Genomic DNA, 15061 nt, shown 5'->3' with positions numbered 1-15061 from the left:
TGCAATGTTTAAAGCTGTTTCTGCGAATGAGTGGGGATAGTGTTCTGATATCGCCGTCTTTTGTTTTAAATTGATATTTTAAGACGGCGTGAGGCGGCGGCCAGCCTTAAAATTTAATGAAATAATCTTTGTATTTTTAACCCATATTTTTTGCGACTTTTATTCTAAAATCCTATCTTTGTAAAGGCAGAGAGAAGGTTTGCGGCATGTTGTGGCGTCTTTGAGGCGACGGCCGGCAGCAACATTCTGCCATGCATCTAATAAGAAAAACATAAAGAAACTATACAATATTTTAATAATACTATGGCAAAGATAAAACAGATTGTGGAGTGCGTGCCCAACTTCAGCGAAGGACGCGACAAGAATGTTATAAAACAGATTACCGATGTGATTGAGGAAGCCGGCGGCGTAAAACTGCTCGATGTTGACCCGGGTGAGGCTACTAACCGCACGGTGGTTACTTTTGTTGGTGAGCCCGAGGCTGTTGTCGAGGCTGCTTTCAAGGCTGTTAAGAAGGCCGGTGAACTTATAGACATGCGCAAGCATCACGGTGCTCATCCGCGTATGGGCGCTACAGACGTGCTGCCGCTGGTGCCGGTAAGCGGAATAACTCTTGAAGAGTGTGCCGAGCTGGCAAGAAAACTGGCAAAGCGCATTGCCGACGAGCTGCAGATACCATGCTACTGCTATGAAGAGGCCGCTCTGAAACCTGAAAGACGCAATCTGGCCGTGTGCAGAGCCGGTGAGTATGAGGCGCTGCCGGAGAAGATGGGCGACGCCGACAAGGCTCCCGACTTCGGTGCAAGACCCTTTGACGAGGGCGTGGCACGCACGGGATGTACGGCTGTAGGAGCACGCGACTTCCTGATTGCCGTAAACTTTAACCTTAACACCACATCTACACGCAGGGCAAACGCAGTGGCCTTTGACGTGAGAGAGAAGGGAAGACCGGTGCGCGAAGGCAACCCGATAACAGGCAAGGTGAAGAAAGACGCAGACGGAAAGACGATAATGCAGCCCGGTACGCTGAAGTCGACAAAGGCCATAGGATGGTTTATCGAGGAATACGGCATCGCACAGGTGTCAATGAACATAACTAACATCAACGTTACGCCGCTGCATGTGGCATTCGACGAGGTGTGCCGCTGCGCTCAGAACAGAGGACTGAGAGTAACGGGAACAGAAATCGTAGGTCTTGTGCCAAAACGCTCTATTGTAGACGCCGGAAAGTATTTCCTTGAGAAACAGCACAGATCGACAGGCATTCCTGAAGAAGACATAATGAACATAGCCGTGAAGTCGATGGGACTCGACGACCTGCGTCCGTTTGTACCCGAGGAGAAGGTTGTGGAGATGCTGCTCGAGGCCGACCAGAAGAAGGCAAAGAGACTGACGGCGCTGACAGTGAAAGGATTTGCTGACGAGACAGCAAGAGAATCTCCTGCACCCGGCGGCGGATCAGTGGCTGCATACATGGGAGCACTGGGCGCTGCACTGGCAACGATGGTGGCTAACCTGTCGGCACACAAGCCCGGATGGGACGACCGCTGGAACGAGTTCAGCCAGTGGGCAGACAAGGGCATGGTGCTCGAGACAGAGCTGCTGCGCCTCGTTGACGACGACACAGAGGCCTTTAACCGCATAATGGCAGCCTTCGGAATGCCGAAAGGAACAGACGAAGAGAAGCAGCTGCGCTCAGAGGCTATACAGAAGGCAACACTGTTTGCTGCACAGGTGCCGCTGGAGACAATGAAGACATCGGCACAGGTGTTTGAACTGTGCAGGGCAATGGTAGAGACCGGCAACCCGAACAGCGTATCTGACGCAGGCGTTGGCGCACTGGCAGCAAGAGCAGCCGTGATGGGTGCCGGACTGAACGTCAAGATAAACGCTTCGTCGCTGAAAGACCAGGATGCAGCCAAGGCTCTGATAGGTGAGGCTGAGGCGCTGATGGCTGAGGCTACAAAGCAGGAGGCTGAGATAATGCAGATGGTTGAGCGGGTAATCAGCGGAAACTGATTGAGGCAAGACCGAGAGAAACATAACGAATAAACAACAGAAAAATCCTAAATATTATGACAAACGAGGAATTTAAGGCGGCGATACGTGCCGGCATACCAGACGTGCTGCCGGAGCCGCGTGAGTATGACAAAGAAGTGAACCATGCGCCAAAGCGTAAGGAGATACTTACAGAAGACGAAAAGAAGCTTGCACTGCGCAATGCCCTGAGATATTTCCCTAAGAAATTCCACAAGACACTTGCACCGGAGTTTGCTGCCGAGCTGCGCGACTACGGACGCATATATATGTACAGATTCAGACCTACATACGACATGTATGCACGCAGCATTGACGAGTATCCGCACAAGTCGGAACAGGCTGCTGCCATCATGCTCATGATACAGAACAACCTGAACCCGGCAGTGGCTCAGCATCCTCATGAGCTTATCGTATACGGAGGCAACGGTGCCGCATTCCAGAACTGGGCACAGTATCTGCTGACTATGAAGTATCTGAGCGAGATGACAGACGAGCAGACACTCGTGATGTATTCAGGTCATCCGCTGGGACTCTTCCCGTCGCACAAGAATGCTCCGAGAGTGGTTGTTACAAACGGTATGGTGATACCTAACTACTCAAAGCCAGACGACTGGGAGCGCATGAACGCACTTGGCGTCAGCCAGTATGGACAGATGACAGCCGGATCGTATATGTATATCGGTCCGCAGGGCATCGTTCACGGCACAACGATAACCGTGCTCAACGCTGCACGCATGCAGATGAAGAAAGAACCGGGCCGCAAGGACATACACGGCATGCTGTTCGTGTCGTCAGGTCTTGGCGGTATGTCAGGTGCACAGCCTAAGGCAGGAAACATTGCCGGAGTGGTCAGCGTTGTTGCCGAGATTAATCCTAAGGCTGCACAGAAACGCTATGATCAGGGCTGGGTGGACGAACTGCACTCTGACCTGAACGAACTGATACTGGCAATAAGAAAGGCCGTAGAGGAGCGCAAGACTGTGTCTATGGCATACGTGGGCAACGTGGTTGACCTGTGGGAGCGCCTGGCAGAAGAAAACATAAAGGTAGACCTTGGCAGCGACCAGACATCACTGCACAACCCGTGGGCAGGAGGATATTATCCTGTTGACATGACATTTGAGGAGTCGAAGCAGATGATGGCAGAGAATCCTGAACTGTTCCGTGAGCGTGTGCAGGCATCTCTGCGCAGGCAGGTTGCTGCAATCAACAAGCTGACAGAGCGCGGCATGTACTTCTTCGACTACGGAAACGCATTCCTGCTGCAGTCAGAGCGTGCTGGAGCCGACATCATGGCTGCCGACGGCAAGTTCAGATATCCTTCATACGTTCAGGACATCATGGGTCCGATGTTCTTCGACTACGGCTTCGGTCCGTTCAGATGGGTATGTACATCAGGCAAGCCCGAAGACCTGGCTGTAACCGACCGTCTGGCTGTAGAGGTGCTCGAGGAGATATGCAAGACAGCACCGGAGGAGATACAGCACCAGATGGAAGACAACATCCACTGGATAAAGGAGGCCGGCCGCAACCATCTCGTAGTAGGCTCACAGGCACGTATATTGTATGCCGACGCCGAAGGCCGCGCAAAGATAGCTCTGGCATTCAACGAGGCAATAAAGAAGGGCGAGATAACACGTCCGGTAGTGCTTGGCCGCGACCATCACGACGTATCAGGAACAGACTCTCCGTTCCGTGAGACAAGTAACATATACGACGGTTCGCAGTTCTGTGCCGACATGGCTGTTCAGAACGTTATAGGCGACTCGTTCAGAGGTGCCACATGGGTATCTATCCATAATGGTGGCGGAGTAGGCTGGGGAGAAGTTATCAACGGCGGCTTCGGCATGATGATAGACGGAGGCGAAGACAGCGCACGCCACATACGCGAAATGCTGTTCTGGGACGTAAACAACGGTATTGCACGCCGCAGCTGGGCACGCAACGAAGGCTCTATACACAGCATTGAGCGCGAAATGGCACGCACCCCGAACCTGAAGGTTACGATGCCTAACTTCGTGGATGATGAGATAATAGATAACGCAGTGAAGTAAATACGGTAGTTAAAGTAGTTAGAAGGAGTTAAAGTAGTTAAAGTCAAATGCCTTGAAGTAATTAAGTAAATAATTAAGGACTAAGAAACAATGTCCTGATTATGAAACAAGATTAGGCGTTAGTCAATTATGAATTATAATTTATAATTGTGTGTCCACAAGACATATGACTTTAACTCCTTTAACTACTCTAACTTCTTTAACTCCTAAACACACACACATAACTTTAAATTTAAATACACAATGATTCACCAAATATCAGCAGAACATCTCACGATTGAACGTATCGGTGAGATAATAGAAAAAGGTTATAAACTCGAACTTAGTGAAGACGCACGCAAGCGCATCGTACGCTGCCGTGAATATCTCGACAAGAAGATAGAAGAGACAGAGAAGCCTATCTATGGCGTAACAACAGGATTCGGCTCTCTCTGCAACGTGTCTATCGGCAACGACCAGCTTTCGCAGTTGCAGATAAACCTGATGATGTCGCATGCATGCGGCACAGGCGACCGCGTGCCTAACGATATAGTAAAGATAATGCTGCTGCTGAAGATACAGTCGCTGAGCTATGGATACTCAGGCTGCAAGCTTGATACCGTAGAGAGACTTGTCGACTTCTTCAACAACGATGTTTATCCTATTGTCTACATGCAAGGCTCACTTGGCGCATCCGGCGACCTTGTGCCTCTGGCACACCTCTGTCTGCCGCTCGTAGGACTCGGTGACGTAGAGTATAAGGGTAAGGTGATGACAGGAGCAGAGATGCTGAAGGAGAACGGATGGGAGCCGATACAGCTCGGATCTAAAGAAGGTCTGGCTCTGCTCAACGGAACACAGAACATGAGTTCGTTTGCCGTATGGGCATTGCTGCAGGGCGAACGCCTGAGCAAATGGGCTGACAAGATTGCTGCCATGTCGCTCGACGCATATTATGGACTGGTGTCTCCTTTCACAGACGCCGTACATCAGGTAAGACCTCACAAGGGTCAGATACAGACAGCCGCAAACATGAGGCAACTGCTTGAGGGCAGCGAGATAATAGAGAAGCCCAAATCGTATGTTCAGGACCCGTATTCGTTCCGCTGCATTCCGCAGGTTCATGGCGCAGCCAAGGACTCAATGGCATACGTTAAGTCAGTGATCGACACTGAAATCAACTCGGCAACAGACAACCCGACTGTATGTCCTGACGAAGACCTGATTATCTCAGCCGGAAACTTCCACGGAGAGCCTATCGCACTGCCAATGGACTTCCTTGCAATGGCACTGAGCGAACTGGCTAATATATCAGAAAGACGAATCTACAAGCTCGTGTCGGGCACAAGAGACTTGCCAAGCTTCCTCGTTGCAACTCCAGGCGTAAACAGCGGATTTATGATTACACAATATACAGCTGCGTCAATAGTAAGCCTTAACAAGAATCTGTGCTCGCCTGCATCAGTAGACAGCATACCTTCGAGCCAGGGTCAGGAAGACCATGTGAGCATGGGTGCCAACGCTGCAATAAAGCTCTATAAGGTGGTGCTCAACACGGAGCGTGTGCTGGCAATAGAGCTGTTTAATGCTGCTCAGGCTCTTGAGTTCAGACGTCCGCTGAAGTCGTCGCCTGTAATCGAGAAGCTGCATGATGAATACCGCAAGGTAGTGCCATTCATCGTGAACGACGAAGTGATGTATCCTCACATAAAGAACTCTATTGACTTCCTGAGAGAGCATGCCGAATAAGCATGACGCTAAGGAAAACGTAAAATAATCAAGCCGATGAGACTGCTTGTAAAGAATATAAAGACACTGGCCGGAATAGACCGGCACGGCAAGCTGAGGCTGCAGGGCAGCGAGATGCAGACGCTGGAGCAGATAAACGACGCCTATCTGACTGCCGAAGACGGACTGATAACCGGATTCGGCACGATGGACAGTCTGACGGATGCTGAAGCTGCTGCAGACACCGTTGTCGACGCCGAAGGCGGAACGCTGATGCCGTCATGGTGCGACCCGCATACCCACATAGTGTATGCGGGAAGTCGCGAGGGCGAGTTTGTCGACAAGATAAGAGGTCTGAGCTATGCCGAGATAGCCAAACGCGGCGGAGGCATACTCAACTCAGCCGACCTGCTGCACACCATGACAGAGGACCAGCTCTATGAGCAGGCCATGAGGCGTGTGCGCGAGGTGGTGATGAAGGGTACGGGCTGCGTTGAGATAAAGAGCGGCTACGGCCTTAACACCGAAGACGAGCTGAAGATGCTGCGCGTGATAAAGCGCATAAAGGAGACGGCACCTATAAAGGTGGTGTCTACCTTCCTTGGTGCGCATGCAGTAGGACGCCAGTACACCCAGGACGAATATGTACGTCTTGTTGTAGAGGAGATGATACCAGAGGTAGGGCGCGAGCATCTTGCCGACTATGTAGACGTGTTCTGCGACGAAGGCTTCTTTACCCCAGAAGAGACCGACCGCATACTTGAGGCCGGAGCAAAATGGGGAATGCTGCCCAAGATACATGCCGACGAACTGGCATCGTCGGGCGGTGTAGAGGTAGGCGTGAAGCGCAATGCCTTGTCTGTAGACCATCTGGAGAGCATGACCGAAGAGGAGATAGAGCTGCTGCGCGGCAGCGGCACTATGCCTACGGTGCTGCCCGGCACGTCGTTCTTCCTTAATCTGCCTTATGCACTGGCACGTAAGATGGTTGACGCCGGACTTGGCGTAGCCGTTGCCAGCGACTATAATCCCGGATCAACTCCGTCGGGCGACATGAAGTTTATTGTGTCTCTGGCATGCATCAAGCTGAGACTGCTGCCTGCAGAGGCCATCAATGCCGCCACGATAAACTCGGCTTATGCTATGGGGCTCAGCCGCGACTACGGTTCGATAGCCGTGGGCAAGGTGGCTAACTTCTTTATAACAGAGCCGATACCTTCGATTGACTACATCCCTTATGCCTACACGTCGCCTGTGATACGCCGCGTGTTTGCCCGAGGGCAGGAAATAGGCTTCTGACCACAGGCCGGCAAACAGCCTGCGGAAAGTATTAGATGTTAGTAATAAATATAGCTTTTGCGCAATCGCGGCATAAGGTGTTATGCCGCATTGCGCACTTTTTGTCTTATATGCAGCCATTGTTCGTGGCTGCTTTTATTTTGTCTCTTATTTAGCTTGTGCCGTTTGTGTAGTGTCGCCATATTGCATTTTGTAATGTGCGTGAGCAGAATGTGTCCCGATTATGTTAAGTAGAGTGTGCAAAATGCAAGCATACAAGTGCGTATATTTTAAAAATATTACTATGTTTTTAACAAAAATATTTTTATCTGTCAGGTTTTTTATTGTAATTTTGCGCCCTGAAAATCAAATGTAACTAGATTATTGGTGTCCTTCAAACCATTCCTGCATATCTTGACTTATTGTAACAATAGGACAACTGTGCCATGTCTGGTAAGAACGGGCATGTTAATTGCCTTAATACTTGCGTAAAGAAGGCTCATGGATGTTTGCAGGACAACGGTATAACTAGATTTATAATATGTAGCATGCCTTTTAGATAAAGAGCATCAAGGTGTTTAGTTAAGGTGAAAGATTAATTCTGATGAAATCGCTTAAACTGTTATTATTGCTGAGTATGTTGCCTCTTGCCGCGGCATTTGCCGGAGGCGACACGCTGAGATATAAGCTGGAGACGTCGGCCAATGTGTCTACGGGCGACTATGCCCCTATGTGGTTTACGGCCAACCGCTATGGCCTGTCGGGTGTAGAGCCGTGCAGCGGATATCTCAGAGCGGGTGTAGACTATGCCGGAATGTTTGGTGCCGACTGGCGTCTGGAGGCAGGACTCGACTTGGCCGGAGCCGTTAATCAGACTTCAGACTTTGTCGTTCAGCAGGCTTTTGTCGATGTGTCATGGCGCAATATAACGCTGAGCATAGGCAGCAAGGAGCGCGAAGCCTTTCCGCTGGACAAGAACATGAGGCTAAGCAGCGGCATGATGGTTGAAGGTCCGGGGGCACGTCCTGTGCCGCAGGTGCGTCTTGAGGTGAAGGAATATCAGAATCTGCCTTACACCAAAGGATGGGTGGCTGCCAAGTTTCATTTCGGCTACGGATGGCTGACAGACGGCGACTGGCGGTCGGACTTTGTAAAGCCAGGCGAGACGTTCACCAGAGGTGTGATATATCACAGCAAGTCGGCTATGCTTAGAGTGGGAAATCCAAAGAAGATACCAGTTACGATGGAAATCGGAATGATCGAGGCGGCGCAGTTTGGCGGAAGCAAGTGGCGCAAGAATGACGACGGAACCACAACGTGTGTGGCAAAGATGCCCGGCGGGATAAAAGAATATCTGAAGGCCATCATACCTATACAGGAGAGCACGCTGCAGAACGTGGAGGGCAACCATGTGGGAAGCTGGAACTTTGCGCTCAACTATACGGCGCCGACATGGAAGCTGAGATGCTATTACGAGCATTATTTCGATGACCACTCGCAGCTAACGTGGCAGTATGGACGCTGGAAAGACGGACATATAGGCGTGGAACTAACGTTGCCGGAGAATCCTTTTGTGTCAACTCTGCTGTGGGAAGGGCTGTGCACAACCGATCAGACCGGACCGCTGCTTTATGACGGTGTTGGCGGTTCGTTTCATGAGATACAGATGAGCGGCGGCGACAACTACTATAACCACGACTACAACTGGCAACACTGGGGTATGGGAATGGGCCATCCGTTTCTGCCCGGACCAATATATAATGCCGACGGAACCAATATGTTCAGGAGCAACCGCGTAAAGGCCCACCATATAGGCATTGGCGGCAATCCGTCTGACGAGTGGTCGTATCGCCTGCTGCTGTCGTACATGCGCCATTGGGGAACATACAAAGTGCCGCTCGACCGCATGATGCGTCATGGAAGCACGCTGGCAGAAGTGGCATACAGTCCGCGCAAGGCTGCGGGATGGAACTTCAGACTGGCCTGCGGATACGACAAGGGCAGCTATATAGGCGACAGCATGGGCTGCATGATAACAATAACCAAAACAGGAGTTTTATGGTCAAGATAATAGGATGGATCGTTGCTGCCGTCATGGCTCTGGCTATGTCGGGCTGCGACTTTAAGGAGCCTGTAAACAGCGATATAGAAGGATTCTGGAAACTGGAACGCTTTGAGACGAGGGCCGACGGACGCATGCACGAGTGTACGCGCCTTTATTACAGCATAACGAGATACGTGGTTGAGGTGTCCGAGAAGCAGGGTCCCAACGGTTACGGCACATACATAGGCCGCTTCGGCTATGAGGACGGAGAGACAAAGGTGGTGATGAAAGACTTTAAGCAGAGGGCTGCTACGAGCGACAACGGTGTTGACGCTACCGTGGAAGACCTGCTGCCGTTCGGAATCAATTCTACTGAGACAACCTTTGATGTGGTGGTTGCCGACGGCGACAATCTTGTATTGCGCTCAGATTATGCCACGCTGCAGCTCACGCGCTTCTGATTTGTCTTGAAACAGACGTCACGGTTCAGATGCATTGTTGATTTATATCTGATGCGTTGTCGTCAGTATTCCCCTTTATGCCAGCCTTTTTATGGCATTATTTAGTGTATAGCGGCCCATGTCCGTCTTTCCGTTTGCCGTATTTATTGTTGCCGCTGAAGATTGCCGTGTGATATAAATACGCTCTTTTGCTTTCAAATAAACTTAAATACGGCCGTATGTCGCAGTATTGTGTCATTGATGGGTGTCTGTACCGGTTCAAAATGACACCACGCGATACATTTGTTTGTTACAATTTAACCCAAATCGGTCATTAGACCGCATATTACTTTACCAGTTTTGTGCATTGATGCTTTCAGCCGGTCTTTTTGTTTCTATTAGCGTCTTTTAGTCAGATTTTTCTTGACATAGCCCGTTATGACTGCGAAAAATCTAACGAAAATCCGCTCAATATAGAGCAAAAATCCCGACCGAATCCTAATGACTGATTTGGGTTAAAAGACCTTTATTATTTTGTTATATTCCCAACTTGCATTATCTTTGCACAAAAATATGCAGCGTTACGGCGGCTAAAGCCCGTTTATATGTCGTGTGTACTGTTGCCGTTGCGTAACGAAACCGTGTAAATTTAATGAGCAGACGTTTATATCCTATTCTGAATTTTATAAGTCACAACAAATATTGGATTGTGATAATTTTCGGTGTTCTCATTGTCGGGTTCCTCGATGAGAACAGCCTGCTGAAGCATGTGCGCAATAGAATACTCGTGAGCGAGCTGAAGGAGCAGATTGATGCCTACAACATGCAGTATGAGCAGGACGAACAGAAGATAAAGGAACTGAAGCGCAACCCCATGGCCATCACAAAGATAGCTCGCGAGAACTACTTTATGAAAGCCGACGACGAGGATATATTCGTGCTTAGTGATGACCAAAAACCAGTAACAGATAACGATGAAACAGCTAAATAAACTGCAGACTATTGTTCTGCTTTCGGGTGCGGTGCTCATGGTGGCCGGTGCCGGACTTTATGTCTTTGGCACGATGCTCATGGCTTCGTGGATATTTCTTGTGGGTGCCTTGTGCTTTGCTTCTATGCAGATGATGCAGACCTACAGCGGCAACAACTTCACCATCAGGCGTCTGCGCCGTATCATGGTTACGGGCGACGTGCTGTTTATTCTTTCGGCACTGCTGATGGTCGAAAACTCTTATGGCCTGCTGCTGCCCTTGTTCCTCAAGCTTTCGCCCGACGGATACTTCAATTACGTCACTTATGTTCACAACAACTGGGTGCTCCTGCTCCTCGTTGCTGCCATGCTTGAGATTTATACAACTCACAGAATATCAGGCGAGCTGGCTAAAGAGGCAAAAAAACTCTAAAAGTCAGTGTATTTATTTTAAATTGCATGAAAAATTTTTCTTACATCGATAATACGTTGTAATTTTGTGCTAATATTACAAAATAAGGTTATGGTTAAGACTCTTTTAACTCTTCTGGGGGCTTTTGCCGTGTTTACGTCGTGTGTAAACTCTTACAACATTCAAGGTTCATCTAATGTTCCTACGTTAGACGGCCGTATGCTGTTTCTTAAGGTTTATGAAGGCGACGACCTGAAGAATATCGACTCTTGCGACATCGTTCACGGACAGTTTCATTTTTCGGGGGCGCTCGATTCTACGCGTATAGCAACTCTCTTCATGGACGATGAGAGTCTTATGCCGGTGGCGCTCGAGAGCGGCGAAATACAGATAAAGATAGACAACACGCAGCAGAAGGTGAGCGGAACGCCGCTTAACGACAAGCTGTTTAAGTTTATCGAGAAGTACAACCAGCTGGAGAGCGAGGTAGGCGAACTGGGCCACCTGCAGAGTCAGGCCATAATGGACGGACACGACATCAACGAGGTGAACGCAAAGCTGTCGCAGAAGGCTGCACAGATTGTTGAGAAGGAAGACAAGCTCGTAACGTCGTTCATCGTTGAGAATTTCGACAACGTGCTGGGTCCGGGCGTGTTCTTCATGATTACAGCCGGCCACAGATATCCCGAGCTTTCACCCTGGATTGAGGATATAATGAGCAAGGCAACTGACAACTTCAAGAACGATCCTTACGTGCGCGACTATTACCGCAAGGCACAGCAGAACCAGGCTATAATGAACGGTACGGCAATGCCCGACGGAACAGACGACCCGACGCTGGCGCCTCCTACGCCCAACGAACTGGCACAGCCGGGATCAGAAGACTCTCTGAGCGAGGCTGTTGAAGGAGCAGAGTGACAAGGGAGTCAGGCTTAACCGCAAAAAAGGAACATATACAGGGGCTTTAAAAGATATTATGAGATTATTGATAAAAGACGCCACGCTGGTCAACGAGGGAAAGTCGTTCCGTGGCTCGGTTGTCTTGGAGAATGGTTTGATATCAGACATTCTCCAAGACAATTTTATTTCTGGCAGTGAACATTTTGATAAGGTGGTTGATGCTTCGGGGTGCTACGTGCTTCCGGGCGTTATCGACGACCATGTGCATTTTCGTGAGCCAGGCCTTACGGCAAAGGCCGACATAAGTTCTGAGAGCCGTGCTGCGGCCTATGGCGGTGTTACGTCTTATTTCGACATGCCTAACACCGTGCCGCAGACCACTACGCTTGAGGCTCTCGAAAAGAAGCGCTCATTGGCGGCGGCAAAGAGCCACGTCAACTATTCGTTCTTCTTCGGTGCAACCAACGACAATGTTGACCTGTTCAGCCGGCTCGACGTTCATCGTGTGCCCGGCATAAAGCTGTTTATGGGCTCGTCAACGGGCAACATGCTCGTGGATCGCCGTGAGGCTCTCGAACGCATATTCAGCGAAGCCCGTGTCCCCGTCATGACACATTGTGAGGACACCGGCATAATCAATGCCAACATGGCTGCTGCAAAGGCTGCTCACGGCGACGATCCCGACGTGGCCCTGCATCCGCAGATACGCAGTGAGGAGGCTTGCTATAAGTCTACAGAGCTTGCCGTAAGCATGGCGCGCAAGCATGGTGCGCGTCTTCATGTGGCTCATCTTACAACGGCTCGCGAGCTGCAGCTGTTTGAGCCGTGGCACGATGCCATGCCTGATATAACGGCTGAGGCTGTGGTTGCCCATCTGTTTTTCTCTGACGCCGACTATGCCACGCTTGGCACAAGGATAAAGTGCAACCCGGCTGTAAAGACACTTGCCGACCGCGACGCTCTGAGGCGTGCGCTCTCCGACGGCCGCATATCAGTAATAGGCACCGACCATGCCCCCCATCAGTGGGCCGACAAGCAGGGCGGATGCGCCCGTGCAGCCTCAGGCATGCCCATGATACAGTTCTCGCTCGTGTCCATGCTCGAGCTTGTAGATAATAAGGTTATGCCGATAGAACGGCTCGTAGAGCTTATGTGCCACAATCCCGCACGCCTTTTTGATGTGCGAGGGCGCGGTTTTCTCCGCAAGGGCTATAAGGCCGATGTCGTTGTTGTGCGCCCCGGCAGTCCGTGGACGGTTACGAAAGACGTCATACAGAGCAAGTGCGGATGGAGCCCTATGGAGGGACATACGTTCAACTGGCGCGTGGTTCACACGTTCTGCAACGGCGTGCATGTCTACGACGACGGACGTTTCCTCGACTCTTGCCGTGGTGAGGAGATAGCCTTCAGATAAGGGGCTGTAGTTGATGTTTAGTTAAAAATTAATCTTCTGAAAAAATGATTGCAAGGATATTCGTGCTTTTGGTGTTGATGATAATCCTGTCTGACATCTACATCGACAGAAGACTGCTGCGCCGTAAGACCAGGTATTTGTGGTGGCAGCGCCTGTTGTGGTGGACTCCGGGGATCATTCTCTTTGTCTATACGCTGGTGCTTACGTTCTCGCGCGACTTTGCGCCCGAGCGCATCGAGTTGCTCAACGTTTATCTGTTTCTTTTCGGTGTGCTGGCCATCCCCAAGTTTATCTTCGCCGTATGCTCGTTGCTCGGCTGGGGACATTGCCGCTATCATCACACAAAGAACAACTGGGGCAACCTTGTCGGACTGCTGCTGGCCATAGGTCAGATATATATCGTGGTCTACGGCAGCACCATAGGCTTCCGGAAGCTAGACATACGCCATGAAGACTTTTATTCTGCCGACCTGCCTCAGGCCTTCGACGGCTATCGCATAGTGCAGTTTAGCGATGCCCATCTCGGCACTTACCGCGGAAAGGACAAGAAGGTGTTTGAGCGTATTGTCGACAGCATCAACGCTCAGAAGGCCGACATGATAGTGTTTACGGGCGATTTGCAGAATATGTCGCCCGAGGAACTTTACGAGTTTATTCCGCTTCTGAGCAGCCTTAGCGCCAAGGACGGTGTTTATTCTGTTCTCGGCAATCACGACTATTCTGACTATATCAAGGCCGACGACGTTGTTAAGGTGGCCAATGAGCGTGAGATTATCAGTCGTGAGCGTGAATTTGGCTGGACGCTATTGCTCAACGAGAACAAGACCGTTAAGCGCGGCAACGACTCGATAATTGTTGCAGGCGTTGAGAACGACGGCCGTGGCGGTGAGCCAAAGCGTACAGACCTTAAGAGGGCGATGGCCGGAGTAGACAGTTCAAACTTTGTGCTTATGCTTGCTCACGATCCGCGTCTGTGGCGCAAGGAAATCCTGCCTGACAGCAAGGCGCAGCTTACTTTGAGCGGTCACACTCACGCCATGCAGTTCAGCGTCTTCGGCATGTCGCCGGCCAGACTGATGTATAGAGAGTGGGGCGGTCTGTATCATGAAGGCAACCGTGCCATCAACGTGTCTGTAGGCACCGGCGGCTTCATCCCCTTCCGCTTCGGAGCAAGCCACGAGATATCGGTTATTACGCTGCACAGGAAGGGGCTTAAGTGAAGAGCTGGCGCAAAAGTGCAAATAAAAATGAAAAATTAAAAGTGAAAAAACAAAGTTCGACTTTAGTCAATCCAATTGCATTGTTGGGTATTGTCATTTGGAGTTAAAGGAGTTAGAGTAGTTATCGCCAACGGAGTTGGCTAGTAGTTAGAGTCAAATGCTTTGTTGATTCGCACTACGTTGCTATTGTGCCGGCGGATCTGCGCTCCGCCGGAATCGAATATAAGAAACGAAGTTCAGCGCAGCTAATTTCCTGATCCGCTTAAAATACCGCTAATTTAAATGAAAAACGAAAAGCTAAAAATCCAATACCAATGTTAGCGTAAAATTGTGATATAATGTGAAAAAGGAAGTTAGCGGATTGAAAATTGGCTAACGCTGAACTCTGTTTCTTATACTTCTTACCGGCGGATTAATTTCATTGATTGTCGGCTGCTCTCGGCATAACCAAATGAGATTTGCTTCTGCTCTCACTTGCACGACAATTGAAAATTCCCCGGAACATTACCAAACGTAGTGCGTCTTAATTTTTAGCGGATTAAATAAATCCTTATATTCAATTCCGGCGGAGCGCAGATCCGC

11 protein-coding genes are annotated in these 15061 nt (G+C 50.1%); all 11 read left to right on the top strand.

Annotated features, from left to right (window positions below; translation table 11 throughout):
- The first annotated feature begins 303 nt into the window (after window positions 1-303).
- The 11 genes from ftcD (at window position 304) to EJL04_RS07605 (ending at window position 14479) form a co-directional block, all read left to right on the top strand.
- On the top strand, window positions 304-2019 hold the full coding sequence (ftcD, locus tag EJL04_RS07655; protein WP_021855638.1) for a glutamate formimidoyltransferase: 1716 nt from the start codon (window positions 304-306) through the stop codon (window positions 2017-2019).
- Between the two features lie 56 nt (window positions 2020-2075).
- Entirely contained in the window at window positions 2076-4094 is a 2019-nt protein-coding gene (locus tag EJL04_RS07650; protein ID WP_125104574.1) for a urocanate hydratase, read from the top strand.
- Between the two features lie 243 nt (window positions 4095-4337).
- Window positions 4338-5822 carry a histidine ammonia-lyase gene (hutH, locus tag EJL04_RS07645; protein WP_125104573.1) on the top strand — a complete coding sequence of 495 codons (1485 nt, stop codon included), beginning with the start codon at window positions 4338-4340 and terminating at the stop codon, window positions 5820-5822.
- Between the two features lie 36 nt (window positions 5823-5858).
- Window positions 5859-7100: an imidazolonepropionase gene (gene hutI, locus EJL04_RS07640; RefSeq protein ID WP_125104572.1), complete on the top strand. Its 1242-nt coding sequence runs from the start codon at window positions 5859-5861 to the stop codon at window positions 7098-7100.
- 583 nt (window positions 7101-7683) lie between these two features.
- The gene (locus tag EJL04_RS07635) at window positions 7684-9150 is read left to right on the top strand and encodes a capsule assembly Wzi family protein (RefSeq protein WP_125104571.1); all 1467 of its coding nucleotides are present in this window, start codon (window positions 7684-7686) and stop codon (window positions 9148-9150) included.
- A complete protein-coding gene (locus tag EJL04_RS07630) occupies window positions 9138-9584 on the top strand; it encodes a lipocalin-like domain-containing protein (RefSeq protein WP_021855643.1) in 447 nt (148 codons plus the stop codon). Before EJL04_RS07635 ends, EJL04_RS07630 begins: the two co-directional genes overlap by 13 nt.
- 631 nt (window positions 9585-10215) lie before the next feature.
- Complete coding sequence (locus EJL04_RS07625) at window positions 10216-10554, top strand: FtsB family cell division protein (protein ID WP_125104570.1); 339 nt, start codon at window positions 10216-10218, stop codon at window positions 10552-10554.
- On the top strand, window positions 10538-10966 hold the full coding sequence (locus EJL04_RS07620; RefSeq protein WP_021855645.1) for a hypothetical protein: 429 nt from the start codon (window positions 10538-10540) through the stop codon (window positions 10964-10966). Before EJL04_RS07625 ends, EJL04_RS07620 begins: the two co-directional genes overlap by 17 nt.
- 90 nt (window positions 10967-11056) lie before the next feature.
- Window positions 11057-11863: a DUF4369 domain-containing protein gene (locus tag EJL04_RS07615; RefSeq protein ID WP_125104569.1), complete on the top strand. Its 807-nt coding sequence runs from the start codon at window positions 11057-11059 to the stop codon at window positions 11861-11863.
- Between the two features lie 58 nt (window positions 11864-11921).
- On the top strand, window positions 11922-13259 hold the full coding sequence (locus tag EJL04_RS07610) for a dihydroorotase (protein ID WP_125104568.1): 1338 nt from the start codon (window positions 11922-11924) through the stop codon (window positions 13257-13259).
- A 44-nt stretch (window positions 13260-13303) separates the two neighbouring features.
- On the top strand, window positions 13304-14479 hold the full coding sequence (locus tag EJL04_RS07605) for a metallophosphoesterase (RefSeq protein ID WP_125104567.1): 1176 nt from the start codon (window positions 13304-13306) through the stop codon (window positions 14477-14479).
- The last annotated feature ends 582 nt before the right edge of the window (window positions 14480-15061 follow it).

Origin of the sequence: Prevotella marseillensis, assembly GCF_900625065.1 — a bacterium.
Classification (GTDB): Bacteria; Bacteroidota; Bacteroidia; order Bacteroidales; family Bacteroidaceae; genus Prevotella; species Prevotella rara.
This window is presented reverse-complemented; position numbering and strand designations above follow the sequence as displayed.

Bases quoted from the DNA above. Each gene is read 5' to 3' on its own strand.
- EJL04_RS07625 (WP_125104570.1), top strand. From the start codon at position 10,216: ATGAGCAGACGTTTATATCCTATTCTGAATTTTATAAGTCACAACAAA.
- EJL04_RS07630 (WP_021855643.1), top strand. From the start codon at position 9,138: ATGGTCAAGATAATAGGATGGATCGTTGCTGCCGTCATGGCTCTGGCT.
- EJL04_RS07620 (WP_021855645.1), top strand. From the start codon at position 10,538: ATGAAACAGCTAAATAAACTGCAGACTATTGTTCTGCTTTCGGGTGCG.
- EJL04_RS07610 (WP_125104568.1), top strand. From the start codon at position 11,922: ATGAGATTATTGATAAAAGACGCCACGCTGGTCAACGAGGGAAAGTCG.
- hutH (WP_125104573.1), top strand. From the start codon at position 4,338: ATGATTCACCAAATATCAGCAGAACATCTCACGATTGAACGTATCGGT.
- EJL04_RS07615 (WP_125104569.1), top strand. From the start codon at position 11,057: ATGGTTAAGACTCTTTTAACTCTTCTGGGGGCTTTTGCCGTGTTTACG.
- EJL04_RS07635 (WP_125104571.1), top strand. From the start codon at position 7,684: ATGAAATCGCTTAAACTGTTATTATTGCTGAGTATGTTGCCTCTTGCC.
- EJL04_RS07650 (WP_125104574.1), top strand. From the start codon at position 2,076: ATGACAAACGAGGAATTTAAGGCGGCGATACGTGCCGGCATACCAGAC.
- hutI (WP_125104572.1), top strand. From the start codon at position 5,859: ATGAGACTGCTTGTAAAGAATATAAAGACACTGGCCGGAATAGACCGG.
- EJL04_RS07605 (WP_125104567.1), top strand. From the start codon at position 13,304: ATGATTGCAAGGATATTCGTGCTTTTGGTGTTGATGATAATCCTGTCT.
- ftcD (WP_021855638.1), top strand. From the start codon at position 304: ATGGCAAAGATAAAACAGATTGTGGAGTGCGTGCCCAACTTCAGCGAA.